This window comes from Cupriavidus sp. GW822-FHT02D05 (genome assembly GCF_058802485.1).
In genome coordinates this window covers 61,863-86,788 of sequence record NZ_JBXAOE010000023.1, presented here as the reverse complement: position 1 = coordinate 86,788, position 24,926 = coordinate 61,863, and the positions used below count along the sequence as shown (strand labels likewise).

Genomic DNA, 24,926 nt, shown 5'->3' with positions numbered 1-24,926 from the left:
TTGGGCCGGCGGCGGCATCCTCATCCGCCGCGCACTGGCTGTCGCCGTAGGTGCCACCGGGATTGCAGCCTCCAGCCACCGGGCGATCGCGACGAAGGACGCGGCGGAAGGTCACCCGTAAAGCGGAGGGAAGTGGACGGCGCTAAAAAAACTGTTCGCCCACCCTTGTTCCTCGATCAATCGAGCGATGCCAGCATGACGCCGCCCAGCCTGAGTTTCCAGCTCACTTTGCCGACGCCTTCACCACGTCCCCGGTATAGCTCAAGGACGACAGCTCCTCCTTGGCTTTGTCGGGCGTTTCCAGCTCCAGCACCACGCGGCCCACCATCAGGCCCATTGACGGCGAACTGCGCACATACTTCGTTTCCCCACCGTCCAGGGCGAAGCTGAGCGTCTTCTCCGTTTCCGTCGCCGCCGAGGCCACATATTTGCCGGCAGGCCGGTCCACGAAGAAGAAGCCGCCTGGCTTGGATTCCCCCACAACCTGGCCGTTTAGGCGAAGGTCCGGTTGGATCGCGGCGCCGAACATGGACGCCGAGCGCAGGAAGTAGATACGCCCCTCGCCCGGCTTGATCGTCGGGATCGAGGCCGCCATATCGGAATGCTTCACACCCGATGCGCAACCCGCCATCAGCAACGACATCGCCATCCCACCCATTGCCATACGTACAACTCGTTTCATTCGGTTTCTCCAAAGGTCAGAGGTACTACGGTTGAAAGCGGGGAGTAGTTCTGCTCCCCCGGCAAATAGAAGCCCACCAGTTTTTTGTCTTTGAGGACAAGGTAGGCTTCGTGGACCTGACGGCCCTCGATCGTGAAGATCGTTCCGACCGGCCGGTAGACGGCCCCTTGCGGCACGCGTCCCACCGGCTTCCATACGGATTTGGCAGCCAATGTTCGCGAGTACCCCGTATCGAGCTGGATCACTGCTGGTGCCTGGATCGTGATGGATCGCGCCGTGGTCCCATCCTGTGCAAGTTCGACGGATGACGGTGTTGTTGCGATCATCGGGGCGCAACCGGACAAGGCCACGCCGCAGGCAAATAGCACCCAGAGGCGGCGCAGACGCATCAGAGCTAAGGTGTTCATAGGAGCGTATGTTTGGATTTAGTTTCTGAAAGCCATCAACCATCGTAGCGGGCAGCGAGCCATGCTACCAATCATTGGTCTCATAGCGAACTCACCGGGTGTCACGTATCAAACGAATGAATTTTCGCCACCCGTATCGGGATACTGCATAAATATTTAACAAAATAAATCCGAGAAAAATAAATATTTCACCATTTAATAGATATTTAACGTAGAACCACTGCCATCCATCGCCACGGTACACCCTGACAATCGCAACAAACAACCATCCAACCGGATACATCAGAAGCAATCCGATAAATCTATTTACCCCCCACATAATCCCCGGATCGCGATCATCACGTTTGGGTTGACAATACAATTCTGCGAAAATTTTTCGAATATGTTTATCCACTATGGTTTCCTCCCATTAGCTGCAGGCGTTTCCGGTAGATGCACGCCCCCGCCGGCGGCAGGCAACAGCATGCCATTCATATCGCGTAGGATACTTGGCAAACTACTTTGAACGGGGTTGACTATCAACCGCCCTCCTGCTGGCTGAAGCAATACACCAAGAGAAGGGTCGTATTGTCTCGTGTAGTTCAGTACGCGGCCCGCAAATAGTCCTGTGGTATCCCCGAGAAATTTGGCTCCGGCTCCGAAGGTCATGCCTACTGCTCCGGCCGCCAAGATTGAATCATTCGAACCAGATTGACTATTGTTATAAGCCGTGGCAGCCGCATTGGCGCCGCCACCAAGCAGTGCGGTGCCAGCATAGCCGGAAAAGACGCCGGCGAACGGCGCCGTCGCGGCGCCAATGATTGACGCATTAACTATGCGCTCATAGTTGAATGAGCCGTCGCCAAACAGAAATTGATTTAGCGCTTCGCCGCTGCCAGCACCAAATCCGGTCGCTAGGCCAACTGTGGGGTTGGCAAGCCCTAAGCGAATCAACGCCGCTGCAGTAATGGGATCTGCCGTCGGCACCACAGCTCCGCTACCCGCTCCAGGCAGCTTGGCCGCGACCCCCGAAAGCTCCTGCGCACTTGGCTGATAGGCTGCCAGACAATCAACCACCCCACCACCACAATCTTTCACGTCTCCCTTCGCGATCTTGTTCAAAAGCGACACCGCCGATTGTGCGGTTTGGCATGCAACTGCGCTTCCGTTCGCGCAAGCGTCCGCCAACGCATTCAATTGCTTGCGTGAAGTCGCGTCCAGCGACAATAGCTGATCCCGCAGAGTACACTGGGACGCGTCACCTGCGGCGCATTGCGCCTTGGCTCGCTCTAGCGCGCCGGCTTGCTTTGGCGACAGGTAGTTGTTTGCGGCCTCGTTCTGGGCAGCACCTGCCGCCGATATGCCATTCTGCCCAAGCGCGTTGGCAAGGGCACCGCCGGCCAACATCGAAGCACCGATCACGACAACCTGATTCAACATATTGGACCGGTCAGCGTTCGTCTCGATTCCCAGCGCCCCGCCAACCAGCGGCGACATGACCGCACCGGTAGCCCCACCAATGGCGCCGGCCGCGCAATCGCCGCTTCCGGCCACGCCCGCGACGCATCCAAGCGCCGCATGGCTGGCGATGCTCTCGAAGGAACCCGCTTCGGTATTCGCGCCGATGCTGTTGGCACCCAACGCCCCCGCCTGCGCCACCAGGCTGCCCTTGAGCGCATTCCCAAAGCTGCCCCCGTTGAACACCGTGCTGACCCCGGCATTGATCAAGCCCGTGCCAACGAAGCCCACGGCCTGCTGTGCCAGCGTGCCGGTCGCGCCATTCTGGGCCGCCTGCATTACGCCACCGACGCTGTTCGTGCCCGCCAGGTTTGCCAGGGTATTCGTTCCCTCCAGGGACTTCCCCCATGCACTCACCCCGAAGCTGCTGCCGTCAAAGGTGATGCCCTTGGTCAAGCCCGCCGTGATCGCGCCAATCGCACCGGCCGTCGCCAGCTTCCCGAAGTTCAACCCTTGGCCGGAAACGAGTTGGGTGAAAGCGCTACTGGCCATGCTGGAGAGGGCGGCCACGATCATCGCCTGCGCCAGCGTCATCTGCGCCAAGGCCACGCCCATGACCGCCGCAGCAGCCCCCGCAGTCACGATCGAGATGGCAACCGCCGCCACCATCATCACAATCTGACCAAGCGGTCCGAACCCCTTCTTCTCCTTAATAAACTGCGTATGAATATCGTCAGCGACCGTGCCTTCGGTGTAGTTCAACCCCAGGTTGGCCTTCAGCTGATTCACCAGCGCCACGGTTGCGGCCTCGTCGACCGTGCCGTCGGCGTTGCGGATCAGGAACGCGTTGTTGACCGCGTGGATGCTGCCGGCCTCGATGTTCATGCGCATGGCGCTCATGAACCCGCCGGGCTGCACCACCGTGCCGGTGATCACGTTCCAGCCGCCCTGGGCCTTGTAGGCTGAGGTGCCGATGTCCACCACGTTGGGGCCGGCGTCGATGCTGCCGGCTTTCACGTTGAGCGTGTCGGCTGCCGTGATGGCGCCGCTGTTGCGCAGTTGGCCGGCGATGTCCAGGCTCACCTTGTCGCCGGCGATGGTGCCGCCGATCGGCTTGGTGAGCGCCTGTGCGTAGCCCTCGGGCAGGTACACCTGCGGCACCAGCGCGTTCACCGTGGGGCACGCGGTGCTGGCGACCGTGTTGCAGTTCGGGTCGGGTACGGCTTTCTGCACGTACCAGAGCAGGGGCTTGTCGAGCTCGTTGACCTGCGTCTGCGTCAGCGCCGTGCCCAGCGCGATGTTGTGCGCTTTGGCATAGTCGGCCGCGTTCTTGTAGAGGCTCAGCTTTTCCTGGTCGGTGACCGAGAGCTGGTTCTGGCTGTCCCAGGCCAGGCCACTCACGAAGCTGGCTTGGCCGGTCTGTTGCAGCGCGGCTTGCTGGAGCCTTTGTCCTTCGGTGTAGGGGTCGTAGTAGAAGCTGACCTTGCCCGGGCGCAGTTCGGCGGGCAACTGCGCGAGCAGGCTGTCGGGCGTGACGCCGGCCAGCACGGCGGTGGCCGGGCTGTTGTTCAGGTATTGCGCGCGGTCTGTGGTGCCGTTGGGCGCGGTGACCGGGTTGCCGGCGAGGTTGGCGTTGAAGTGCCAGTCGATGGTCGGGCTGCTGCCGGTGGTGGGCGCTGCCGGTGTGGCCACGATGACCGAGTTGAACTGCCAGGGGGTGGTCGGGTTGTTCACCGGCGTGGCGGCCGGTACCGCGCCGCCGGGTGCTGCCACGGGGCCCAGCGGGATGACTTGCTGCGCGCCGGTTGCGGGCGGCGTGGGTTGCGTGGGGCTGGTGTAGCCGTTTACCAGCGCGGCGCCGGTGACGTCGACCGTGCTGCCCATCAGGTTGCCGGTGTTGAGCACCTGGCCGCCGGCCGTCACCGACAGCGCGTTGCTGGCCTGGATACCGGACTCCAGGCTGCCGAGCGTGGCGCGCCCGCCGGTGTTGTGCCAGCGGTCGCCGCCGCTGTGGTCTTCCTGCCAGCGTCCTACCCAGTCGGCGTTGAGCGGGATGCTGTTGTTGTCGATGGTGCCGGCCATGCCGACCGTGACGTTGCGCCCGCCGGTGATGAGGGCGCCCTTGTTGGTCAGGTTCGTGCCGGACAGCTGGACGTCGCGCGCGGCGGAGATGACGCCGGCTGGGCCGGCGGCGGCGTCCTCATTCGCCGCGCACTGGCTGTTGCCGTAGGTGCCACCGGGATTGCAGCCGCCGGCGTAAGGTGGGTTCTGGCCGCCGTAGCTCTTGTACAGCCGCGCGGTATCCATGGTGGTGTTGACCAGCGTCGGCGCGGTGATCGAGACATCGCCGGTCAGTGATTGAATGGCGCCGGAGCGGTTGGTCACGCTGCTGGTGGCGTTCAGGGTGATATCGCCCTGCGCGGCCAGCGTTGCGTTCAGGTTCTGGATGTTGGCCGCGCTGATCGTGAGCGTCTGGCCAGCGGCCACCGTGCCGGGCGTCTGCTGCCAGGCGAGGGAATCCACGCGGGGATTGCTGTCGCCCGGGCAGTCCGGCGCGCCCGCCACGCAGCCGGGCGTTGTGGTGATCTTGCTGTCGTAGACGCCCTTGTTGGTGAACGTGCCCGGCGTCTTGATGGCGACCTTGCCCGCCGCGGCCAGGTCGCCGGCATTGGTCAGGTCGCCGGTGCCGGTGAGATTCAGGTTGCCGCCGGCGGTGATCTGGCCGGCTTTGCCGAGCTGGTAGCTGGTAGTGACCTGGCTGGGTGCGGCCGCAGCCGCGCCAGTGGCAGTCTTGCCTTGCGCGACCGGCGACCATGGCGGCGGCGCGAAGCAGCTGTCGCAGGCACTCATGCTCGGCGGCACGCCGTAGACCAGCGGCCCCGGTCCGTGGACGTCGGTATTGCCCGTTGTGAGTGCCGCGAGCTGCGCCATGAAGGCCGAGAGCTCGCCCTGGTTCACCGCATCCCCGGTACTGTTGACCAGCGTTGCAGAACGGCTGTTGTCCAGGCTGCCGACGTTGAGCGTCGCGTTCCTGCCCGCCGAAATAATGCCGCCCTTGTTCGAGAGCGAGGCCGTGCCGATGTCGAGGTTCCCGCCGCTGATGATCTCGCCGGCGGTCCCGTCGGCCTGGCGCACCACCGTATGGTCGACGGTGGGTACGCCAATATTGAGGGTGCTTTCGGGCGTCAGCAGGAAGGGCGGCACCCTAGCCGCACCCGGGGCGGCCGGGATCAGGTGCCACAGGTCTTGTCCGTACTGCTGGTCCCCGTTCGAGGGAATGATCTCCGCACCGCGAACCAGCAGTACGGAACCATCGGGATTGCGCCTGACGTCGGCCAGCGTGATGTTGGATATTGCGCCTGGTGCATAGGCAGGGCAGCTGTCGCAGGACCCCCCTGGCAACCACGGCGAATAGCTGCCGATGATGGTCGCGTTGAGCAGACTGTCGTTGACCACCTTGGTGAAGGAACTGCCCGCATCCACCGGCGCGGTGCGGTCGTTGATGACCGCGCCCGCGGCGATATGCAAATTGCCGTTGGCGCCGATCACGCTGCCGATGTTGTTGAGCGTGCCGGAGATATCGACCTTGATGTCGCCGCCGGCCTGGCTGGTGCCACCACGGTTGTCGTAGTCGCCGCCGGTGACAGTCAGGTTGCCCAGGGCCTCGGCGGTGCCCTGGTTGGCCACGTTGCCGCCCAGCGCCAGATTGCCGTTGGCGTGCAGGGTGCCGGTGTTCGTCAAGGCGCCAGCGGACAGCGAGAGATGGCTGCCGCTGACGATCTGCCCGGCATTGGTGAGCGTGCCGCCGGTGGCCAGGGTCAGGTCGCCGGATTTCTGGATCGTGCCGGTGTTGGTGATGCCCTGGCTGGCATTGAGCACCACGTTGCCGCCTGGCACGTTCCACGTGCCGGTGTTGTTGATGGCCAGCGCGGCGAGGGTCAGGGTGGCGTTGGCGTTCAGCGTGCCGGCGGTGGCCGCCGATGGGTCGAACACCTGGTTCGGCGTGTTCACGCTCAGGTTGTTGCCCGCCAGGATCTGGCCTGCCGCGTTGTTGAAGCTCCCGCTGCCGCCGGTGATGCTCAGCGTCAGGTCGCCTGTCGTGGGCGCGTGTCCGGTGAGGTCGCCGGCGAAGAGGGTGCCGCCCTGGTTGCTGGCGAGCGCGCCGCTGGTGACGGCGAGATGCTTGGCGCCTGCGATCAGGCCCTGGGCGTTGTCCAGGGCGTTCGCCACCGTGACGTTGACGGTCTGGCCGCCGACAGTGCCGCGGTTGGTCAGGCTGGAGGCAGTCAGGCTAACCTGGTTGCCTGCGAGCGTCCCGGCGTTGCTCACCGCACCGCCGTTGACCGTGAGCTGCTGCGTGGCGATCGTCGCCCCACTGTTGGCAATGGACTGGCCGCCCAGCGTCATGTTGGCGGCCGTGGTGTCGCCGGTCAGGGCGAGGCTGCGCGTGGCGGTCGCATCGAGCGTGCCGGTGACGGCATTGCCCCCGGTTGTGCCGGAACCCGCCGCCGAGCCGACCTGGATATCCGTGCCACGCAACGTCGCGTTGCCGCCCACCCAGGTGAGCTGACCCGCCTTGAGCGTCTGCCCGGCCGTGGCCGCCAGATCGGCGCCGGTCAGCACGCTGCCGCCCAGGGTGAGGTTCTGTCCCGCATTCACGGTGGCGCTGCCCACACTGGAGAGTGTGCCGCTCACCGTGGCCGATCCCGCCGCAGCCTGGATCGTGGCGTTGCCGCCGCTGGCCACGCTGCCGGCCACGTTGGCGTTCTGCCCCGCCGCGATAGCGGCGTCGCCATCGCTGGTCAGCGCGCCGTTGATCGCGGCGCTGCCGGCGGTGGCGGTAATGGTGGCCTTGCCCGCGCTCTGGGCCTGGCCGCCCACCGTGACGTTCTGCGCGGCGGTGAGGGAGAGGCTGGCATTGCTGCCGATCTGCCCGCTGGTAGTGATGCTCCCGCTGCGGGCGGTGACGCCAACCGGGCCGGTGGCGAGCACCTGGCCGCCGAGATTGGCATCGGTGCCCGCGGTGACGGCAAGCGTGCCGGGCGACACGACGTTGCCGGTGGTGGTGACGTTGCCGGTGACGCCGGTGAGCGACACATTGCCGCCGGTGCTGCCCGCCATGCCGTTGATGGTGAGATGGCGTTGGGTGGACAGGTCCAGATCGGAAGCGGAGACCGCGCTGCCGTCGATGGTGGTGTCGCGCGCCGCGTTGAGCTGGATCGTGCCCGGCGCGCTGACATCGCCGCGCAAATGGATATCGCCACGGCCATCGTTGCCCGCCGCCGAGATGGCGACCTGCGATCCACGGACCGCGCCGCCCACATCCACGCTGCCGCCGGCGGCCAGGGTCACGGCGTTCTGCGCCTGGATGCCACCGGCACCGTGGATCGAGCCACCTGCCGACACCGCCGCGGCCTTGCCCGCGTTCAGCGTGCCGCCCAGTGTGGCGTCCTGCCCGGCATTGAGGGTGTATCCGGCCTCGCTGTGGCCATTGCCCGACGCCACCACGGCGCCGGCGGCATTGAGCGCGACCGCCTGCTTGGCGTAGGTGCTGCCAACCTTCAGGTTGCCGGCGGAGTCCAGCGTCAGGTTGCTGGCCGACGCCGCGAGATTGCCATCGGCGCGCACGCCCAGGCCCGCGGCGGTGCTCACGATATGGATCTGCCCGGCGGTCATGGCACCGAACGCGGTGGCGTCGATCGCCAGGCCGCTGGCGGCACTGGTGTTGCTGGCCGCGTTGTTCGCGCCCGTGGCCGTGGTGGCAAAGGCGCCGCCGGATGGTGCAGCGGTGGGCGTAGCGGTGGGCGTGACCAACTGGCGTCCGGCCACCAGGTTGATCTGGTGGCCCGCATAAAGCGCCGCATCGACACCGATCGACTCGGCGATCAGGTTGATATTGCCGACCGTGCCCTCGATGCCCACGCCGTTGGGGTTCCCCGGCGACGGGTTGGCGATCTGCACGCGCCCGCCCTGCACGAGGAAGCCGGCGGCCGTGGCGGCATCGAAGCTGGTGGCTGCCCCGGTGCCCGACAGGAACTGCGGCACGCCGGTGGTGAGCGTCACCTGGGTGGTGTTGGTGAAGCTCGCACCACGGGTATAGACCCCGCCGGGCGCGGCGATCACAACCCCGGCCGGGGCGCCGAACACTTCGATGGTGCCGTTGACCTGGGCGGGCGTCTGGCTGGTGACCTGGTTGATGATCAGGCCAGCCGGCCCAGAGGTGGCCAGGTTGGCGTTGGCGCCCACCTGGCCGCCGAGGAACGTGCCGCCGCCGGTGGTGCTGTTATTGAGGATCAGACCGATCGGATCGACCACGAATGCGCGGTACTGGTTGAGCGAGATACCCGCCGCGTTGGGCGTGGTGATGCCCACGACGGGCACGCCGCCCGCCGGCGCACCCGGTCCGCTGGTGATGCCAATCGACGGGGTGAAACGCACCGGCGCGTTCGGGTCGGTGACCGGCGCGGCATGGGCCGCCGCAGGACCAAAGCTGACCGTCACCGGCAGGTGCGCGACTGCCCAGCGCATCAGGCTTTGCCGCGCGGCGCCGGACTGTATCGCAAGACTAGCCGGATCCGAGGCGCCCGCCGCCAACGCCCCTGCCGCCTGCCGGGCTTGCTGCAAGGACATCTGCAGCGGCGCAATCCAGGTCGTGATGGCCACCACGCCAGCCAGCGCACGCACCCACCAGCGGCGACGGCCACGCTCGGCCATGGAGAGGCCGAGCGATGGATCGGGTTGTGCGTTGTCCTGAGGCAGAGCGGCTTGTTTCACGCGGTACATGGTGCTTCCTGGCAGTGCGTCGAACTGGATGTCTTAGGGCGGGTCGCGTAGGAGGGCGGGCGGCCTTTGCGTGCCGCCTTACTGCGTGATCTTTGCCTTGCCCAGCAACTGCGTGACCAGCGTGGTCGTGGCCCGCTCAAGTTCCTGCGCCTGCAACGCTTGCTGGATGCCGGGCTTGACGGTGTCATAGGCCGGGACACGGGTCGCGCGCACTTCGTCAACCTTGACCAGGAAGCGGCGGTTGTTCCAGGCCACGGGGGTGGCGCTCACCGCGCCAGCGGGCAGGGTGGACAGCGCCTGCGCAAGCGGCAAGGGCAGGTTCTGGGTCTGGCCTTCCTGCGCCGGCACCTTGAAGCTGAGCCAGTCCATCGCGCCACCACTGGCCTTGGACGGCACGAGGCTCACCTGCTGCGCCACCTTGGCGAAGTCCTCGCCGGCCTGGATGCGCGCGAGCGCGGCGGCGGCCGCGGCATCGTCGGCGAGCTCGATCAGGCGGCCCTTGTATTCCTTGTCGCCCAGGCTTGCCACGATGGCGTTGTAGCGCGAGCGCACCTGTTCCTCGGTGACCGGCGCGGGCTTGATATGGTCCTTGAGCCAGGCCTGGGTCAGGATGGCGTCCTTCGCCTCGCGCAGGGCCTGCTGCACATCGGGCCGCGCTTCCAGCCCCTTGGCCTTGGCCGCCTCCTGGCGAAACAGCTCGCGCGCGATCAGCTGCTGCTTGATGGCGTTGCGTGTTGCGTCGTTGTCGGGGAGTTGTGCCTGCTGCATGGCACGGGTGATCTGGTCATCGGGGATTGCCACGCCGTTGACCGAAGCGGCAAGGACAGGCTGCAGGCTGAAAGCCAATGCGGTGGTGGCGATAAGGCGAAAGATCCGGGATTGCATGTTGGTTCCTTTGACATCGGATATCGGGTATCGGAGTTCTGTGTTCTGTGTTCAGGCAGGCCGCTTCAGGCCCAGCTCATCGGCCCAGCTCAATAGGTCCAGTTGAGCGTGGCCAAGAAAAGCGGCGCCTTTGTGCCCTGGTAGCTGGGCTGCGCGAGCGGCACGCCAACCGCATTGGTGATGCCAACGGTGTGCGGCCATTGCCCCCCCAACCGTGACTGTGGGCGCAGTGGTGCCGCCATCGGGCACCACGCCGGCGGCAAGGCAAGTGTCCGTGAGCGGGTGCGCCCACAGGCCAGCGCGTAAGGGCGCAGGCCGTGCGCCGCCATTGCGGTGACCGTCTTCCCTTGGTGCCTCATCCCGGTCTCGCCATACCGCACAGGGCTCCTACCATTCCTAAGGTGCACGTAGACGAAATCGGATAAGACGATGCGTGGGACGCTTCCCATGCTCAACGAGGTGGCGCCGCTGCAATTCTGTCGCGCTGGATTTTGACGCGACATTAACAGAGTGAAATCGCCAGAACTTTGGGAAATTTCCCAATCTTTCGGTGTTTATTCGCTTCTGATGGCTCAGCAAACGAATCAGTCAGTGGATTTAACAAAAAATTAACACTTTGGCCCACAATAACGGCCATGCTTTAATCAGATGTTAGTAAGACTGAATTCAGAGTCTCAACCGATCTTTCCACAGGGGCAGCGATCGCTCGCAGAGGGGCGAGAGGAAGGAAGGTGTCCGCTTATGACGGCGGCCTGACAGCGAGGCTTCACCCTACATTGTGAGGGCGAGGCACGCGTGTCGATGACCAGAGGGATGCGGGCGAAGGAAGGCAGTCCACGTATTGAAATTGACGCGAGCCGACGACAGCCTGTCAACGATGCCTATGCTGTGAGAGACAGCAGGGTTTTCGGGGTTTTCAATCTTTTCCAGCCCGTCGAATCCGTGGAATTTGCTCGTCGGGGGCCCATCGGGCCGGCATCGACCGCTCCTATATGAGTTCGGTGGAGCGCGGAGGGCAAAACCTGGGGATGATGCATCTTTTGAGAATTGCGACCGCGCTTGACGTTACGGTCGCGGAGTTGATGGGTGTTGCCAAGCTCTAAGCGTCAACCCTAGCCGACTCGGGAGGTCCAACTCCAGGAACACGCCGCGCATCGGCCCACGCTTGCACTCTGACCGGCGGCGAACAACGGCAAACCCGGCTCGATGCTCTGGGGTCCCAGACATGGCATGCCGCTGCGTGCCTGCCAAGCCATTGCCAACGACGACGCTCCAGAGGTGGAGATCACCGCTGGCGTATGGCGGCAGATTTCGTAGTGATCAGCGCTCGGCAGCAAGCTGCCGGCTTCGGTTTCCTGCCGGCCAGTTCCTCCGGCGGACTACCGCCAACGCATCACCCCTGCTCCTCCCATTTCACTTCCCCTGAGGCCCCAATGCGGCCTCTTTTTTCGTTCTCCCCGCGTAAGCCCTCGGATTGACATCCTCACTTCGAGACACGGGTGCGGATACCGAACGCCCCCCGCAGGCCCGGGTACAGCGCCTGCACCGGTTCACTGCCTGGTCCAACTGCTGTTTTAGCGGTGTCAGCAAGGCATGCAGGCGGCTATCGCCCGCGTGCAGGTTCAGCAGCGTGATGACGGATTCCAGATGCGCACTGATGCGCAGCAGTTCGTGGCAGCCTTGGTGGGCAGTCTCGTGGCTCGGATCCGCTTCGTGGTCCGGCAGCAAGGGCTCGGCTATCAGCCTGGCTTCCACGGCGGCTTCCCGTGCTTCGGCAGCGGTGCGGGGGCGACGTTGGTGGGCGGTCATGGGTACCTCCTGTTTTGTGATCGGGGTGCGAACTCAGACATCGATATGGCGATGGGCGGCGTTGGCGACCATCGTCCCGGCACGGGGCTGCGGCTGGGGCTTGCTTCGATAGGCGTGTGTATCCCCACCACCTGCGGCCTTGCGAGCCGCAGTGCAGGTGTGGGCAACGGGTGCGGCTCAGTACAGTGCTTGCACGCGGTTCACTGCCTGGTCCAACTGCTGCTTTAGCGGCGCCAGCAGGGCATGCAGGCCGTTGTTGGCGGCTTGCTCGTCGGCCTGTAGCTCCAGCAGGAGCAGGAGGGATTCCAGGCCTGCGCTGACGCGCAGGAGGTCGTGGCAGGATTGGTGGATGGTTTCGCGAGTGGAGTCAGTCGGCGCAGGCGTGGACTCCTCCGGCAGCAGCGCTTGGGCAAGCATGCTGGCCTCGGATGGATCGGCGGCGGGAGCGAGAGTTTTCAGACGCGCGGTCATGGGATCACCTTTTTGGCGAATGGCAGGGTGTGTCGATTAATCGTCCCGCCCGTGTCGGCTTGCTGCATTAGGCCGACCGGCCGAGGGGGCGCGATTGCCTCGCTCCCCAGATGCTCAACAACCGGTTGCCCGCCAAGCTTCTGGCGGGTGCCGGGCACTGCGGTTACCCCGGTCATGTCCTGCAGGTCCCCTCTTGTGAGGGACTGCTACAGGGATCCCGTTTTTGATTCAGTGGCGGCGATATTCCGAAGTCTGACAAGCGTGTTCAGAGCCCTCTCCATTCGCTGGTGTGGCGCGCTTGGGTAATATCGTCCGTGGTCTTATCGTCATCATAGACCGAGCATGGCGAAATGCCAATAGCTTCCCCAAGGCACGGTGGTGCCGCCCCTCTTGTTCAGTTGGGATCCGCGATCAGAGAGGTCCGCCTTCGGCGTGACCTTTCCCAGGAAGAGCTTGCCCATCGGGCCGGCATCGACCGCTCCTATATGAGTTCGGTGGAGCGCGGAGGGCAAAACCTGGGGATGATGCATCTTTTGAGAATTGCGACTGCGCTTGACGTTACGGTCGCGGAGTTGATGGGTATTGCCAAGCTCTAAGCGTCAACCCTAGCCGACTCGGGAGGTCCAACTCCAGGAACACGCCGCGCATCGGCCCACGCTTGCACTCTGACCGGCGGCGAACAACGGCAAACCCGGCTCGATGCTCTGGGGTCCCAGACATGGCATGCCGCTGCGTGCCTGCCAAGCCATTGCCAACGACGACGCTCCAGAGGTGGAGATCACCGCTGGCGTATGGCGGCAGATTTCGTAGTGATCAGCGCTCGGCAGCAAGCTGCCGGCTTCGGTTTCCGGCCGGCCAGAACCCCCGGCGCACTACCGCCAACGCACCATCGCCCTCACTCCCCCACTCCGCTTCCCCTGAGGCCCTAATGCGGCCTCTTTTTTCGTCCTCTCCGCGTAAACCCTCGGATTGACATCCCCACCTCGTCTTTATATTCTTTTATGAACACTACGTTCATATTTGAACACACGCCGGCAAGCGCAGCCGCTGAGCAGCGAGGCGCACACCCGGGCCCACACCAAGGCGACCCCAGAGGAACAAGCACCATGGCATCACAAAAGATTGGCATCAACGGCGCCGGCATCGGCGGACTCGCCGCGGCGATTGCGCTGCGCAAGCTCGGGAAGGACGTGGTGGTGTTCGAGCAAGCCTCGCGCTTCGCGCGGGTCGGCGCGGACATCAATCTCACGCCCAATGCCGTGCGCGCGCTGGATGGCCTGGGCGTGGGCGAGGCATTGCGCGAGACCGCCGCGCGGCCCAGCCACCGCATCAGCCGGGTGTGGAACACCGGCGAGGAGACCTCGCGGCTGGCCATGTCCGACGAGGCGCAGATCCGCTACGGCGCGCCGCAGCTCACCATGCACCGCGGCGACCTGATGACCGCGCTGGAAGCCGCGCTGCCGGCAGCCTGTGTCAAGCTGGGCAAGAAGGCGACGCAGATCGAGCGGCATGCGGCCGGCGCCACGCTGCATTTCGCCGATGGCACACAGGAAGACGTGGATGTGCTGATCGGTGCCGACGGCATCCACTCGGCCGTGCGCACCGCGCTGTTCGGGCCCGAGCATCCGGTCTTCACCGGCGTGGTGGCCTACCGCGCGGTGGTGCCCGCCGAGCGCCTTGCCGGCGTGCCGAACCTGCAGGCCTTCACCAAGTGGTGGGGCCCGGAGGCGACGTCGCAGATCGTCACCTTCCCCCTCAACCGCGGGCGCGAGATCTTTATCTTCGCCACCGTGGCGCAGGAAGCCTGGCGCAACGAATCCTGGACCACGCCGGGTCGTGTGGAAGACGTGCGCGCAGCCTACGCTGGCTTCCATGCCGAAGCGCGCGCGCTGCTTGATGCCTGCGACGACGTGCTGATCTCCGCCCTCTACGTGCGCGACCCGCTGCCCGCCTGGTCGGCCGGCAACGTCGCGCTGATGGGCGACGCCTGCCACCCGATGATGCCTTTCATGGCGCAAGGTGCCGGCATGGCCATCGAGGATGGCGTGGTACTGGCGCGCTGCCTGGCCGAAGCCAATGGCGACGACATCCCCAGCGCGCTCGCACGCTACCGGGCCGCGCGCTTTGAGCGCACCAGCCGCATCCAGATCGGCTCGCGCAGCAATGCCTGGCTCAAGGAAGGCGGCAACGCGGACTGGGTGTACGATTACAACGCCTGGCAGGTAGCCCTCGGCTAAGCACCAAGTCCGCAGGCTGACCTCGCCGCCCCCCCCTTTTCCACGGAACCGATGAGCAAGAACCCCAAGCTGAACCAGCCCGTGCCCGACGCTAGCGATGCCGCCGATCTCGCCGACGGCGGCGACGAAGACAAGACGCAACTGGTCAGCCCGGTGATCCGCGCCATGCGGCTGCTGCGCTTTATCGCGGAAGGTGGGTCCACCACCAACCTGAGCGAAGTCGGCCGGCGCATCGACGTGAACCGCGTCACCGTGATGCGCCTGCTCGCCACGCTGGAACACGAAGGCATGGTGGAGCGGCTGCCGCAGGGCGGCCACCAGGCGGGCTTCGCTCTGCTCAAGCTGGGCGCAAAGGTGCTGGCAGGCAAGGATCTCACGGTCTTTGCGCGGCGCGTGCTGGCCACCCTGAGCGAATCGCTGCGGCTCTCCGCCTATCTCGGCGTGCTGGATGGCGGCGACGTGCTCTACCTGCTGCGCGATATGCCGCAGACCTCGCTGGTCAGCAATATCCAGGTTGGCAGCCGGGTGCCGGCGCACCTCACCACGCCCGGCCGCATGCTGATTGCCGGCCTGCCGGAAGACACGCTGCGCGAGCGGCTCGGCGAGGAACCGCTCGCGACCGTCACCGGGCAAAGCCCGGCCACGTATGCCCGCCTGGGCGACATCCTCGCCGCCGACCGCGAGCGCGGCTGCGCCTGGAGCTTCTCTGCGTTCGAGCCCGGCATCGACTCTTGCGCGGCGCCCGTGTTCGACGCCAGTGGCGCCACGGTGGCTGCCATCAGCGTGGCCGGCCCGGACATTCGTTTCGAGCGCGACCTCGATCTTCGCGAACGCGTAGAGCGCGAGGTCAAGCGCGCCGCACGCGATTTGTCCGGCCTGCTCGGCTACGCCGCCGGGCAGCGCCACCCACACTGACACCACGTCAACAGGAGACGCCCGGATGACAACGCCTGCACTCCCTACATTCTTCATCTCGCATGGCGGCGGGCCCTGGCCCTGGATGGAGGACCAGATGGGCAGCCGCTACGACAAGCTCAAGGCCGCGCTGCAGCAGATGCCACAACTGGTACAACGCACGGGCAGTGCGCCCAAGGCCGTCCTGATGATTTCGGCGCACTGGGAAGAGCCGGAATTCACGGTCATGGCCAACCCGAAGCCGCCCATGATCTATGACTACTACGGCTTCCCGGATTACACCTACCAGATTCAGTACGCGGCACCGGGCGCACCGCAGCTCGCCGCGCGCGTGCAAGGTTTGCTCGAGGACGCCGGCCTGGCCGCGCGGCTCGATCCGCTGCGCGGCTTCGACCATGGCATGTTTGCGCCGATGGCCGCCATCTATCCCGACGCCGATATGCCGACCGTGCAGCTCTCGCTCAAGCGCGGGCTCGATCCGCAAACGCATCTCGCACTCGGGCGAGCGTTGGTGCCGCTGCGCCACGAAGGCATCCTCATCGTGGGCAGCGGGCTGAGCTACCACAACCTGCGCGCATTCGGCCCCGCTGGGAAAGCACCATCGGCCGCATTCGATGCCTGGCTCCAGCAAGCGCTGACGACAACCACCCCAGCGCAGCGCACTGCCGCGCTAACGGACTGGGAAAGCGCACCCGCCGCCCGGCAGGCCCATCCGCGAGAAGAGCACTTGTTGCCATTGATGGTTGCCGTGGGTGCGGCCGAAGACGACATTGCCACGCGCGTCTACCACGAAGACGACTTCGCCGGCGGCATCACCGTGTCGAGCTTTATGTTTGGGGGAAGCTGAAACTTGAAGGCAGCCGGTGCGGGATTCCGCATTGGCGAGAGTGGCGTGGGCCGGGAGGAACAGCTTGTCGGCGCCAGCTAGCTTGATAAGCCCGCGCGAAGAACGCGAACCTGGGGACCTGGGGAAAAGACATGGTGCCCATGGGCAGGATCGAACTGCCGACCTCTCCCTTACCAAGGGAGTGCTCTACCACTGAGCCACATGGGCAACGATTACGCGTTGCTTTACTACCTTACTGCTTTATCCTTACCACCAAAAATCACTCTAACCCATTGATTTTTAAGGAATTTTTTGAGTTCCCGCCGAATCAATGGACTGCATTATGGACTAATCGACCCTGCTCGGCAACCCCTTAATCGCGAAAGTTTCCATCTCTGTTCCGGCAGAAATATCTCGCGGCATGTGATTCCGATGTGACTCTGCGTGGGTATTCGCAATTCAAAGCGAAATGCGGTAGGTCCACCCCTCGCTGGCGTGTAAACTGCAGGGTTTTTGATTCAGCCGGTATGGTGCAAGCTCCACAGCACACAGGTTGCAGCGGCCCGACGCTCATTCGCTTGCTTGCGCGCCTTGCGGACGTCGATGTTCCCGAACCCAGACAATCGCTCTCGGACCGACTGAGCCAGTGGCTCGGCTGGGCCGATGCCATCGAACTGTCCACGGCCCTGAACGGCAACCCACCGTCGGTAGGCCCGGGCGGGCGCGCCTTCGGCAGCGCCGAAGCGCTTGCGTGCGACCGTGTGCGAGCCGCGCTGGCGAATGCCATCGCAGGCGATAGCGCCGTTGCTTCCGCCAAGCGGCGCGGGCAACCGCAAGCGCCTGCCCAGGGAGATTCCATGGATGCAGCGGTCGATTACGCGACTTATCGTCAGCGTTATCTCTCGATGCAGCAGGCGATGGAGACCGATATCGGCAGCTTGCGCAGCCGCCTGCGGGCGATGCTGGCCGCCAGGACGCCCGCCCTGTCGCAGCTCGCAGCGGTGGATGCTGTCATGGAGGGGGCACTGGGTGCGCGCGAGCGCAGCCTGCTTGGTGGCGTGCCCGCTTTGCTGGAAGCTCACTTCGCGCGCTTGCGCCAGGCCGAGCAGGCAATGCTGGCCGATGCCCAGGCCTCGGGCGAGCCCGCGGCGGTCACGTCCGGCGCATGGCTGGACGTGTTCCGCAGGGATATGCGCAGCGTACTGCTTGCCGAACTGGATATTCGTTTTCAACCGGTCGAAGGGCTGCTTGCCGCCCTTCGCTCCAGCTAATAGGACGCCATGTCCAGATATCTTAATTTCGCTGTTTTTCTGGTCGGTCTGGCCGCGGTGTGCTGGATCGGTGTCGGCTACGCCGGCTCGAACTCCCTGGCGCTGGCTGTCACCATGCTGATCGGCGCCTGCTATGTGGCAGGCGCACTCGAGCTGCGGCGCTATCACCAGGCCACGTCCACCTTGGCGCGGGCCATAGCTGGCCTGTCCGAGCCGCCGGCCAGCCTGGATGCCTGGCTGGCGCTATTGCCCGCGAGCCTGCGCAATGCGACGCGCCTGCGCATCGAAGGTGAGCGCGTGGGCTTGCCGGGTCCGTCGCTCACGCCGTATCTGGTGGGCTTGCTGGTGTTGCTGGGCATGCTGGGTACGTTCCTGGGCATGGTGGCCACCCTGAAAGGCACCGGCATGGCGCTGGAAAGCGCGACGGACTTGCAGGCCATCCGCGCCTCGCTGGCCGCGCCGGTCAAGGGCCTGGGATTTGCATTCGGCACTTCGGTCGCGGGCGTGGCCACCTCCGCGATGCTGGGGCTGCTTTCGACGTTGTGCCGCCGCGAGCGGACACAAGCGGCGCAGATGCTCGACACCAGGATCGCGACGACATTGCGCATCTACTCGCTGTCCCACCAGCGCGAGGAGACCTTCAAGCTCCTGCAGCGGCAGGCCGAGGTGATGCCCACCTTGGTCGATCGGCTGCAGGCCATGATGGCGGCCATGGAACAGCAGAGCCTGGCCTTGCACGAGCGCCAGCTCGCCAACCAGGACGCTTTCCACGGCAAGGCCGAGGCCGCGTACACCCGCCTGGCTTCCTCGGTGGAGCAATCCTTGAAGGAGAGCGTCGCCGATAGCGCCCGCGCCGCCGGTGCGGCGCTCCAGCCGGCGGTGGAGGCCACCATGGCAAGCCTCGCGCGCGGGACAGCCGCGCTGCAAGACACCGTCACGCAGGCCGTGCAGCGGCAGCTGGACGGCCTGTCGACCGGTTTCGAGGCGACCACCACCACCGTGGCCGGCATCTGGAACGATGCGCTGGCGGGGCACCAGCGATCGAGCGAAGCGCTTACCCAGGACCTGCGCACCTCGCTCTCCCGGTTCACCGACACCTTCGAGCAACGCTCCGCAGGCCTGCTGGAGGGCGTCTCCACCCGCCTGGAAGCCACGACCGGCAGCCTGTCGGCGGCCTGGAACCACGCGCTATCCCAGCACGAGCGCGTCAGCCAGAAAATGGCGGGCGACAATCAAAACGCTTTGGCGGCTGCCGCGGCGAGCCTAGAGCAGCAATCGACGGCACTCGTTCGCACGGTAGGCCAGTCGCATGCGGACCTGCAAGCGGAACTGGCTGGGCGAGACCAGCAGCGGCTGGCGGCCTGGGCCGATACGCTCGGCACGCTGGCTGCGACGCTGCGCAAGGAGTGGGAACTGACGGGCGCGCACACCGCGAGCCGGCAGCAGGAAATCTGCGACACGCTGGCGCAGAGCGTGCGCGACATTTCCGCCCAGACGCAAGCACACGCCAGCAACACCCTCGTCGAGATCGACCGGCTCGTGCAAGCCGCTTCGGCGGCCCCCAAGCTGCTGGAAAGCGTCTCCGCCCGCCTCGAGACCGCGACAAGTGGCATGTCGGAAGCGTGGAACAACGCGCTCTCCCAGCACGAGCGCGTCAGCGAAAAACTGGCGGGCGACAACCAACACGCCCTGGCGGCGGCCGCGGCAACGTTCGAGCAGCACTCGGCATCGCTGGTGCGCACCATGGGCCAGTCGCATGCGGACCTGCAAGCGGAACTGGCTGCGCGAGACCAGCAGCGGCTGGCGGCCTGGACCGATACGCTCGGCACGATGGCGGCATCGCTGCGCCAGGAGTGGGAGCAGGCAGGCACGCACAACGTCAGCAGGCAGCAGGAAATCTGCGACACGCTGGCGCAGAGTGTGCGCGACATCTCGGCCCAGACGCAGGCGCACGCCAGCAACACCGTCGCCGAGATCGACCGGCTCGTGCAAGCCGCTTCGGCGGCCCCCAAGCTGCTGGAAAGCGTCTCCGCCCGCCTGGAAACCGCGACAAGCGGCATGTCGGAAGCATGGAACAACGCGCTCTCCCACCACGAACGCGTCAGCGAAAAACTGGCGGGCGACAACCAACACGCCCTGGCGGCGGCCGCGGCGACGTTCGAGCAGCACTCTGCGTCGCTGGTGCGCACCGTGGGCCAATCGCATGCGGACCTGAAAGCGGAACTGGCCGCGCGGGACCAGCAGCGGCTGGCGGCCTGGACCGATACGCTCGGCACGATGGCGGCGACGCTGCGCCAGGAATGGGAGCAGGCAGGCACGCACAACGCCAGCCGGCAGCAGGAAGTCTGCGACACGCTGGCGCAAACCGCGCGCGACATCTCGGCCCAGACGCAGGCGCATGCCAGCAACACCATCGCCGAGATCGCCCGGCTCGTGCAAGCCGCTTCGGAAGCCCCCAAGGCAGCCGCCGATGTCATTGGCGAATTGCGCCAGAAGCTCTCGGACAGCATGGTCCGCGACAACGCGATGCTGGAGGAACGTGGCCGCTTGCTGGAAACGCTCGAAACCCTGCTCGATGCCGTGAACCACGCCTCCACCGAGCAGCGCACGGCCGTCGACGCGCTGGTGGGCACGACGGCGGATCTGCTGGATCGTGTTGGCACCCGGTTCACCGACAAGGTCGAGGCTGAAGCCGGGAAGCTGGAAGCCGTCGCCGCGCAGGTCACCGGCAGCGCCGTCGAGGTGGCAAGCCTGGGCGAAGCCTTCGGCATGGCGGTGCAGCTGTTCGGCGAGTCGAACGACAAGCTGGTGGCCCACCTGCAGCGCATCGAAGCCGCGCTGGACAAGTCCGCCGCGCGTAGCGACGAACAGCTTGCCTATTACGTCGCACAGGCCAGGGAAGTCATCGACCTGAGCATGCTGTCGCAGAAGCAGATCGTCGAAAACCTGCAACATCTCGCAGCACAGCGGGCGCCCGCCAGCGCTGAAGCGGCATGAGCGAGGAGATCGACGCCGGCGTGGAGCCGACCGTGCCGATCTGGGCCGTCTTCGGTGACCTGATGTCGGTACTGCTGGGCGCCTTTGTGCTGATCCTGGTGAGCGTCATCGGCGTGCAGCTTGAACTCTCGACCAGGCTGGAGGAGGAGGTCAAGCAGCGGCAGGTGGAGAAGCATCGCCGCGAGGCCCTTGAGCAAGCGCTGGCTGGCCCGCTGGCGGCGGGCCGGGTGACGCTGGTCAACGGGCGCATCGGCATCAAGGGCAGCGTGTTGTTTGCCCTCAACTCCGATCAATTGCAGCCCGAAGGCCGGGAGGTGTTGAAGAGCCTGGCCGCGCCGCTGTCCGCTTACCTCCAGGCCCGCGAGGAGATCCTGATGGTGAGCGGATTTACCGACGACCGCCAGGTGCGCGAGGCCAACCGCCGCTTTGCCGACAACTGGGAGCTGTCGGCCCAGCGCGCGCTGACGGTAACCCGCGCGTTGATCGATGAAGGCGTCCCGCCCTCCTCGGTGTTTGCGGCCGCCTTCGGCGCCGAGCAGCCCGTGACCTCGAATGCCAACGACGAGGGACGGGCCAAGAACCGGCGCGTGGAAATCGCACCGATTCCGAGGCCGTCCAACGAAACGGGGAAGCCGCGTGATTAGTGGCGAGATTGGTGGCGAAGGCCACGACGCCCTTGCCACGCTCGACGCATGGCGCGCGCGTGGCGCCGATCGCCTGAATCCTGTCCGCTTTCGATTCATCGAGGCGCTGGCCCGACGCGCGGCCGCCTACAGCGGCGATGCGCGACACATCCTGGACGGCAGGCTGGCCAAACTACTCGAGGCCTATGCCGGCGATCTTGAAAGCGCCGGTTGCAAAGACAGCAAGGACGGCAACGTCGGCGGCACAGCATTACCAGGCGCTCCCCCTCGCGGGCCGCTGGCCGGACTGGTCAACTACATCGCCATCCGGGCGCCGTCGGATCGCGGCGCCCCCGCGGCGATTGCTGGCGTGCCCCGTCGCGCGTCCTTACCGGACATGGAGGTGCTCGACTACTTCCGGGAAACCTGGTCCAGGGTCAGCACCGATCGACGGTTGCGGCAGTCGCTGGAGCAAGTGCCCGATAATGCCGGCCCGCTCAATTCGAGCCGCCTCGTGCATCGCTCGCTCTCCCTGATGCGCGATCTGTCGCCTGAATATCTCCACCAGTTCTTGTCGTACGTCGATGCCTTGTCGTGGATGGAGCAGATGAACGGCGGCGGTGTCATGGCGGGTAAAGACGCGCCGCGCGCAGGGAGCATCAAGCCGAGCGCTCGCAGCAGGCCACGCTAGCGCAGCTTGGAGGACGACGGGTCAATATCGGCTTAGTTCGTCCCGGCGAGCCGTACGATGCCACGCCACAGGTGCGAGGAGCAGCACCGCCAGAAGGAACCCCACCTGCGAAAGATAGAACGGCTCGAGCCATTGCCGATTCAATGCGACGTAAAACGTGTTGTGAACGACGTCGACAATAATGATTGCCGCGGTGAGAGCAATGCCCACCCTTGGTTTGATGAAAAGAAGCAGTGCCGCCAAGGGATCGACAATCGTCAGCGCGCCCCAGAACACCCGGCTGGCCAAGTACGCGCCATTCCCATAGCCGTAGTCCCAGAGAAAGCCATGTTGAAAATCTGCCCGCACGTGATTGGCTGTCGCGACCAGAAGACAGCAGGCAAAGAGAAAACGAATGGAAAATGAAACGCTTGGCATGGGTTGATCTGTCTGCTTGGTCGTCTATCTAGCGTTTGCCCGTGGCGATCGGCGGCGCTTCGCAAGCCTGCGCCGTGAGCTCCGATGTATCCGCGCACTGCCGCCACAACGCCTCCGGCATTGCCGCCACCAGCACCAGGTCCTGCCCCGGCGCATAGTTCCAGAACACCCGGCCCGGACGCGCGCGCGCGGTTTCCCAGATCTTGCGCTTCTGTTGCGCGGTGAGGCGGATGTCGCTGCCCCGCCCGCTGTTGCCAGCGGCGAGCACCTCGCGCTGCCCGGCGCTGAACGCCATCATGTCGCCCGCGGCCTCGTCGCCGGGCAGCAGCAGGATCTTCCATGGGTAATGCCAGGACTCCACCGATGGAACACGCCAGTCCGGGCCGTTCAGTACCATGGTGTATTGCGCGGGATTGCTCGCGGCATAGCTTGAGTCCTGCCCCTCCTGGGCGCCCAGGCTTTCGGGCAAGCGATACGGCAGGCCTGCGTTTATCGACGAGTAGCCCTCGCTCGGGCTTTCCTTGACGTACAGGTGCTGTGGCTTGCCTTGCGCGTCGAAGGTGCGCACCTGCACACGCCGCCCATGGGCATCGCGCTGGATCATGCGCAGCAGGTGGCCATCGGCATCATGCACATAGCGCAGCGCGGCCGTCTCGCCGGAGCCGGACTCGCATGCCCCTTCGCCCGACGAGGCAAGCCAGCCTGCCTTGTCGTAGCGTAGGCAATGCTGGCTGGACAGCTTTGGCGGCGCGTCGTCATCGCTGTCATACGTGTCGAACCCAGCCAAGCGTGCCGCGCCGTCGTAGCGCAGGACGAGCGTGCGCTCCCGCTTGTAGTCTTCAGGCCCGGCCGCACGCGCATCGTTGGCACGATTGCCCGGCTGGCCGTGCCGCCGCTCCGATGCGTAACGAAGGCTCTGCGCCGGACTCAGCAGCGCCTCGCGCCTTTGTTCGAACGCTTCGGTGAAGCGGTACTGCTCCACGCGGCACAGGTGGCGCGCGCTGTCGCCCGCATCATCGAAGTACAGCACGGTTGGGCCCACGCGCTGGTCCGTGGGCAGGCCGTAGACCGACCAGTCGACCTGCTCAGCCCATAGCAAAGCCCGCGCGCGGCCGGCAATGGAGATGCGCAGCGGCGTGTCCAGGTTGTCCGACTTGACGCGCGCGCCATCCAGGCCCAGCAGCGTGCCCGCTTCGTCCAGCGGAAAGTCCACCACAACCCGCGTCATCGCAGCCGAGGCGCTGGCCGCCGGATCGCACACGGCGTGAGCGACCGGCGAGACGGAAAGCGCGAGCAGCAGTGCCAGCGTTTGCGCTGGACTAGGCCTATTGAAATTGCGTGGCATGGAGGTAGGACACCAGGTTCCAGAACTCGGCGCTGACGCCGCCCAGGCGCAATGCGCCGCTCTTGTCATCCATCAACAGGAAGGGATAGGCACGCCGCTCAAACCTGCCCGCCGGTGGCAGGCGATAGGGCTCGAAGCGCTTGGGGTCGCTGAAGTAGCGCTCCGTGGTGTCGCCACCGCCGCCGTTGATGTGCATATACCAGACGCTAAGGTTGTGCGCGCCGATCGTCGCTTCGTTCTCCGGATAGATGCCGCCGTCACCCGCCGGCACCGCGTCGCGCAGCAGGTCGAAGAAGATGCGCCCCGCACCCACCACCGCGAAGCCGCTGCCCGCGCTAATGTCGCTCTGTTCCGCCAGAGCCTTCAATAGCGGCACGGCACGCGATTCCGGCACGACTGACTTTGCGAAAACCTGCTCGATCTGCGCCTCAGTGATCTGCGCGCCCGCCTTGCGCCGCTGCTGCAGCGTGGCGAAGTCGGTTTCGAATTGCTGCTGCCATGCGCGATAACGCTGCGCTTGTGCCGCGCGGTCGAACTGCTGAGAAAATGCGGACGTCGTGAACAGAAGAGCGAGCATCCAGAAGGCCAGCGCCCGGATGCTTGCGCTCTTGCCAGGTCGTGTTCTCATGATGTCGACGGCGAAGTGGTTCTTCTGTTGCGCGGCGCGGCGCAGGGTGGTCAGGCGTCTTTGCAAGGCGGTGGGCATTCAGGTGGAATTCGGTGTAAGCGTTTCAAAGTTGACTAGGCAATTGGATCGGCGACAGCCTGGCGCATTGGTTCATCCGCGCGTCAACCTGTCCTTCGATGGATGGCGCGCCGCGTGAAAAGCGTTGCCAGCATGCCGATCAGATAGCCACTGCCGGTGGCCACGCTGATGAATAAAACCAGAAGGCCCGAGTACGGTCGCCCCCAGATTGTCGCTGCGGCAAATGCTGCGATTGCCATGCTGGCCGGCAAAACCACGCGCCATATTACCGAGCGCAGCTGCATGCTCCCGACGGCTGCGGAAATGCCCCCCAAAAGCAGGCCGAGGCCAAACGCGATGTCTTCGATGTCTACTCTCCGTTGAGTGCGTGGATGATGCGTTCGCGGCAGCGCCACTGTCGCGCGGCCAGGCTGCCTCGCACCTG

The 24,926-nt window shown here is 65.3% G+C and carries 20 protein-coding genes and 1 tRNA gene; 9 read left to right on the top strand and 12 right to left on the bottom strand.

Translation table 11 applies throughout. The features are described from left to right. Nucleotides 1–223: 223 nt before the first annotated feature. The 5 genes from AC1RQK_RS27665 to AC1RQK_RS27645 all read right to left on the bottom strand — a co-directional run bounded on the left by AC1RQK_RS27665 (nt 224) and on the right by AC1RQK_RS27645 (nt 10,194). Entirely contained in the window at nt 224–682 is a 459-nt protein-coding gene (locus AC1RQK_RS27665) for a DUF2846 domain-containing protein (protein WP_492387150.1), read from the bottom strand. Further along, on the bottom strand, nt 679–1,089 hold the full coding sequence (locus tag AC1RQK_RS27660; RefSeq protein WP_492387149.1) for a hypothetical protein: 411 nt from the start codon (nt 1,087–1,089) through the stop codon (nt 679–681). Before AC1RQK_RS27660 ends, AC1RQK_RS27665 begins: the two co-directional genes overlap by 4 nt. A gap of 91 nt (nt 1,090–1,180) precedes the next feature. Beyond that, nucleotides 1,181–1,483: a hypothetical protein gene (locus AC1RQK_RS27655; RefSeq protein ID WP_492376835.1), complete on the bottom strand. Its 303-nt coding sequence runs from the start codon at nt 1,481–1,483 to the stop codon at nt 1,181–1,183. Then, nucleotides 1,483–9,309 carry a two-partner secretion domain-containing protein gene (locus AC1RQK_RS27650; protein ID WP_492812371.1) on the bottom strand — a complete coding sequence of 2,609 codons (7,827 nt, stop codon included), beginning with the start codon at nt 9,307–9,309 and terminating at the stop codon, nt 1,483–1,485. Before AC1RQK_RS27650 ends, AC1RQK_RS27655 begins: the two co-directional genes overlap by 1 nt. Nucleotides 9,310–9,387: 78 nt before the next feature. After that, nucleotides 9,388–10,194 carry a peptidylprolyl isomerase gene (locus tag AC1RQK_RS27645; RefSeq protein WP_492812369.1) on the bottom strand — a complete coding sequence of 269 codons (807 nt, stop codon included), beginning with the start codon at nt 10,192–10,194 and terminating at the stop codon, nt 9,388–9,390. Between the two features lie 938 nt (nt 10,195–11,132). Between AC1RQK_RS27645 and AC1RQK_RS27640 the strand changes: the two genes are divergently transcribed. Continuing rightward, nucleotides 11,133–11,297, top strand: a complete 165-nt coding sequence (locus AC1RQK_RS27640) for a helix-turn-helix domain-containing protein (RefSeq protein WP_492812438.1) — start codon at nt 11,133–11,135, stop codon at nt 11,295–11,297. Nucleotides 11,298–11,607: 310 nt separating this feature from the next. On the opposite strand, the gene AC1RQK_RS27635 is transcribed toward AC1RQK_RS27640, so the two are convergent. Together AC1RQK_RS27635 and AC1RQK_RS27630 are read right to left on the bottom strand one after the other, a co-directional pair. Next, on the bottom strand, nt 11,608–12,003 hold the full coding sequence (locus tag AC1RQK_RS27635) for a DUF1484 family protein (RefSeq protein WP_492812367.1): 396 nt from the start codon (nt 12,001–12,003) through the stop codon (nt 11,608–11,610). A gap of 177 nt (nt 12,004–12,180) precedes the next feature. Then, on the bottom strand, nt 12,181–12,474 hold the full coding sequence (locus AC1RQK_RS27630; RefSeq protein WP_492812365.1) for a DUF1484 family protein: 294 nt from the start codon (nt 12,472–12,474) through the stop codon (nt 12,181–12,183). Between the two features lie 350 nt (nt 12,475–12,824). Between AC1RQK_RS27630 and AC1RQK_RS27625 the strand changes: the two genes are divergently transcribed. The 4 genes from AC1RQK_RS27625 (at nt 12,825) to AC1RQK_RS27610 (ending at nt 16,473) form a co-directional block, all read left to right on the top strand. Next, the gene (locus AC1RQK_RS27625) at nt 12,825–13,070 is read left to right on the top strand and encodes a helix-turn-helix domain-containing protein (protein WP_492812363.1); all 246 of its coding nucleotides are present in this window, start codon (nt 12,825–12,827) and stop codon (nt 13,068–13,070) included. Nucleotides 13,071–13,580: 510 nt separating this feature from the next. Then, nucleotides 13,581–14,711 carry an FAD-dependent monooxygenase gene (locus AC1RQK_RS27620; protein WP_492376292.1) on the top strand — a complete coding sequence of 377 codons (1,131 nt, stop codon included), beginning with the start codon at nt 13,581–13,583 and terminating at the stop codon, nt 14,709–14,711. 51 nt (nt 14,712–14,762) lie between these two features. Beyond that, complete coding sequence (locus tag AC1RQK_RS27615) at nt 14,763–15,626, top strand: IclR family transcriptional regulator (RefSeq protein WP_492812361.1); 864 nt, start codon at nt 14,763–14,765, stop codon at nt 15,624–15,626. Between the two features lie 25 nt (nt 15,627–15,651). Continuing rightward, nucleotides 15,652–16,473: a DODA-type extradiol aromatic ring-opening family dioxygenase gene (locus tag AC1RQK_RS27610; protein WP_492812359.1), complete on the top strand. Its 822-nt coding sequence runs from the start codon at nt 15,652–15,654 to the stop codon at nt 16,471–16,473. Between the two features lie 132 nt (nt 16,474–16,605). Here the strand turns inward: AC1RQK_RS27610 and AC1RQK_RS27605 are convergent. Beyond that, nucleotides 16,606–16,680: transfer RNA gene (locus AC1RQK_RS27605), tRNA-Thr, on the bottom strand. 299 nt (nt 16,681–16,979) lie between these two features. On the opposite strand from AC1RQK_RS27605, the gene AC1RQK_RS27600 reads away from it, so the two are divergent. Genes AC1RQK_RS27600 through AC1RQK_RS27585 form a run of 4 tightly spaced genes read left to right on the top strand, consistent with a single transcriptional unit; the run spans nt 16,980 to nt 22,034 of the window. After that, complete coding sequence (locus AC1RQK_RS27600; protein WP_492812357.1) at nt 16,980–17,723, top strand: DUF3348 domain-containing protein; 744 nt, start codon at nt 16,980–16,982, stop codon at nt 17,721–17,723. A 9-nt stretch (nt 17,724–17,732) separates the two neighbouring features. Continuing rightward, complete coding sequence (locus AC1RQK_RS27595) at nt 17,733–20,720, top strand: DUF802 domain-containing protein (RefSeq protein ID WP_492812355.1); 2,988 nt, start codon at nt 17,733–17,735, stop codon at nt 20,718–20,720. Continuing rightward, on the top strand, nt 20,717–21,364 hold the full coding sequence (locus AC1RQK_RS27590) for an OmpA family protein (RefSeq protein WP_183035725.1): 648 nt from the start codon (nt 20,717–20,719) through the stop codon (nt 21,362–21,364). The genes AC1RQK_RS27595 and AC1RQK_RS27590 overlap by 4 nt, the downstream gene beginning before the upstream one ends. A 7-nt stretch (nt 21,365–21,371) precedes the next feature. After that, nucleotides 21,372–22,034, top strand: coding sequence for a DUF2894 domain-containing protein (locus tag AC1RQK_RS27585; protein WP_492376296.1), 663 nt, complete (start codon nt 21,372–21,374; stop codon nt 22,032–22,034). A 21-nt stretch (nt 22,035–22,055) separates the two neighbouring features. Here the strand turns inward: AC1RQK_RS27585 and AC1RQK_RS27580 are convergent, their stop codons facing one another. From AC1RQK_RS27580 to AC1RQK_RS27565, 4 genes are all read right to left on the bottom strand, one after another. After that, a complete protein-coding gene (locus tag AC1RQK_RS27580; protein ID WP_492376287.1) occupies nt 22,056–22,451 on the bottom strand; it encodes a hypothetical protein in 396 nt (131 codons plus the stop codon). Between the two features lie 28 nt (nt 22,452–22,479). Continuing rightward, complete coding sequence (locus tag AC1RQK_RS27575) at nt 22,480–23,796, bottom strand: hypothetical protein (protein ID WP_492376286.1); 1,317 nt, start codon at nt 23,794–23,796, stop codon at nt 22,480–22,482. Beyond that, nucleotides 23,777–24,502 carry a hypothetical protein gene (locus tag AC1RQK_RS27570; protein ID WP_492812352.1) on the bottom strand — a complete coding sequence of 242 codons (726 nt, stop codon included), beginning with the start codon at nt 24,500–24,502 and terminating at the stop codon, nt 23,777–23,779. Before AC1RQK_RS27570 ends, AC1RQK_RS27575 begins: the two co-directional genes overlap by 20 nt. An 83-nt stretch (nt 24,503–24,585) precedes the next feature. After that, complete coding sequence (locus AC1RQK_RS27565) at nt 24,586–24,786, bottom strand: hypothetical protein (RefSeq protein WP_492812350.1); 201 nt, start codon at nt 24,784–24,786, stop codon at nt 24,586–24,588. Between the last annotated feature and the right edge of the window lie 140 nt (nt 24,787–24,926).

Bases quoted from the DNA above. Each gene is read 5' to 3' on its own strand.
- AC1RQK_RS27660 (WP_492387149.1), bottom strand. From the start codon at position 1,089: ATGAACACCTTAGCTCTGATGCGTCTGCGCCGCCTCTGGGTGCTATTT.
- AC1RQK_RS27620 (WP_492376292.1), top strand. From the start codon at position 13,581: ATGGCATCACAAAAGATTGGCATCAACGGCGCCGGCATCGGCGGACTC.
- AC1RQK_RS27645 (WP_492812369.1), bottom strand. From the start codon at position 10,194: ATGCAATCCCGGATCTTTCGCCTTATCGCCACCACCGCATTGGCTTTC.
- AC1RQK_RS27570 (WP_492812352.1), bottom strand. From the start codon at position 24,502: ATGCCCACCGCCTTGCAAAGACGCCTGACCACCCTGCGCCGCGCCGCG.
- AC1RQK_RS27595 (WP_492812355.1), top strand. From the start codon at position 17,733: ATGTCCAGATATCTTAATTTCGCTGTTTTTCTGGTCGGTCTGGCCGCG.
- AC1RQK_RS27665 (WP_492387150.1), bottom strand. From the start codon at position 682: ATGAAACGAGTTGTACGTATGGCAATGGGTGGGATGGCGATGTCGTTG.
- AC1RQK_RS27625 (WP_492812363.1), top strand. From the start codon at position 12,825: ATGCCAATAGCTTCCCCAAGGCACGGTGGTGCCGCCCCTCTTGTTCAG.
- AC1RQK_RS27600 (WP_492812357.1), top strand. From the start codon at position 16,980: ATGGTGCAAGCTCCACAGCACACAGGTTGCAGCGGCCCGACGCTCATT.
- AC1RQK_RS27580 (WP_492376287.1), bottom strand. From the start codon at position 22,451: ATGCCAAGCGTTTCATTTTCCATTCGTTTTCTCTTTGCCTGCTGTCTT.
- AC1RQK_RS27590 (WP_183035725.1), top strand. From the start codon at position 20,717: ATGAGCGAGGAGATCGACGCCGGCGTGGAGCCGACCGTGCCGATCTGG.
- AC1RQK_RS27650 (WP_492812371.1), bottom strand. From the start codon at position 9,309: ATGTACCGCGTGAAACAAGCCGCTCTGCCTCAGGACAACGCACAACCC.
- AC1RQK_RS27615 (WP_492812361.1), top strand. From the start codon at position 14,763: ATGAGCAAGAACCCCAAGCTGAACCAGCCCGTGCCCGACGCTAGCGAT.
- AC1RQK_RS27610 (WP_492812359.1), top strand. From the start codon at position 15,652: ATGACAACGCCTGCACTCCCTACATTCTTCATCTCGCATGGCGGCGGG.
- AC1RQK_RS27565 (WP_492812350.1), bottom strand. From the start codon at position 24,786: ATGCAGCTGCGCTCGGTAATATGGCGCGTGGTTTTGCCGGCCAGCATG.
- AC1RQK_RS27630 (WP_492812365.1), bottom strand. From the start codon at position 12,474: ATGACCGCGCGTCTGAAAACTCTCGCTCCCGCCGCCGATCCATCCGAG.
- AC1RQK_RS27575 (WP_492376286.1), bottom strand. From the start codon at position 23,796: ATGCCACGCAATTTCAATAGGCCTAGTCCAGCGCAAACGCTGGCACTG.
- AC1RQK_RS27635 (WP_492812367.1), bottom strand. From the start codon at position 12,003: ATGACCGCCCACCAACGTCGCCCCCGCACCGCTGCCGAAGCACGGGAA.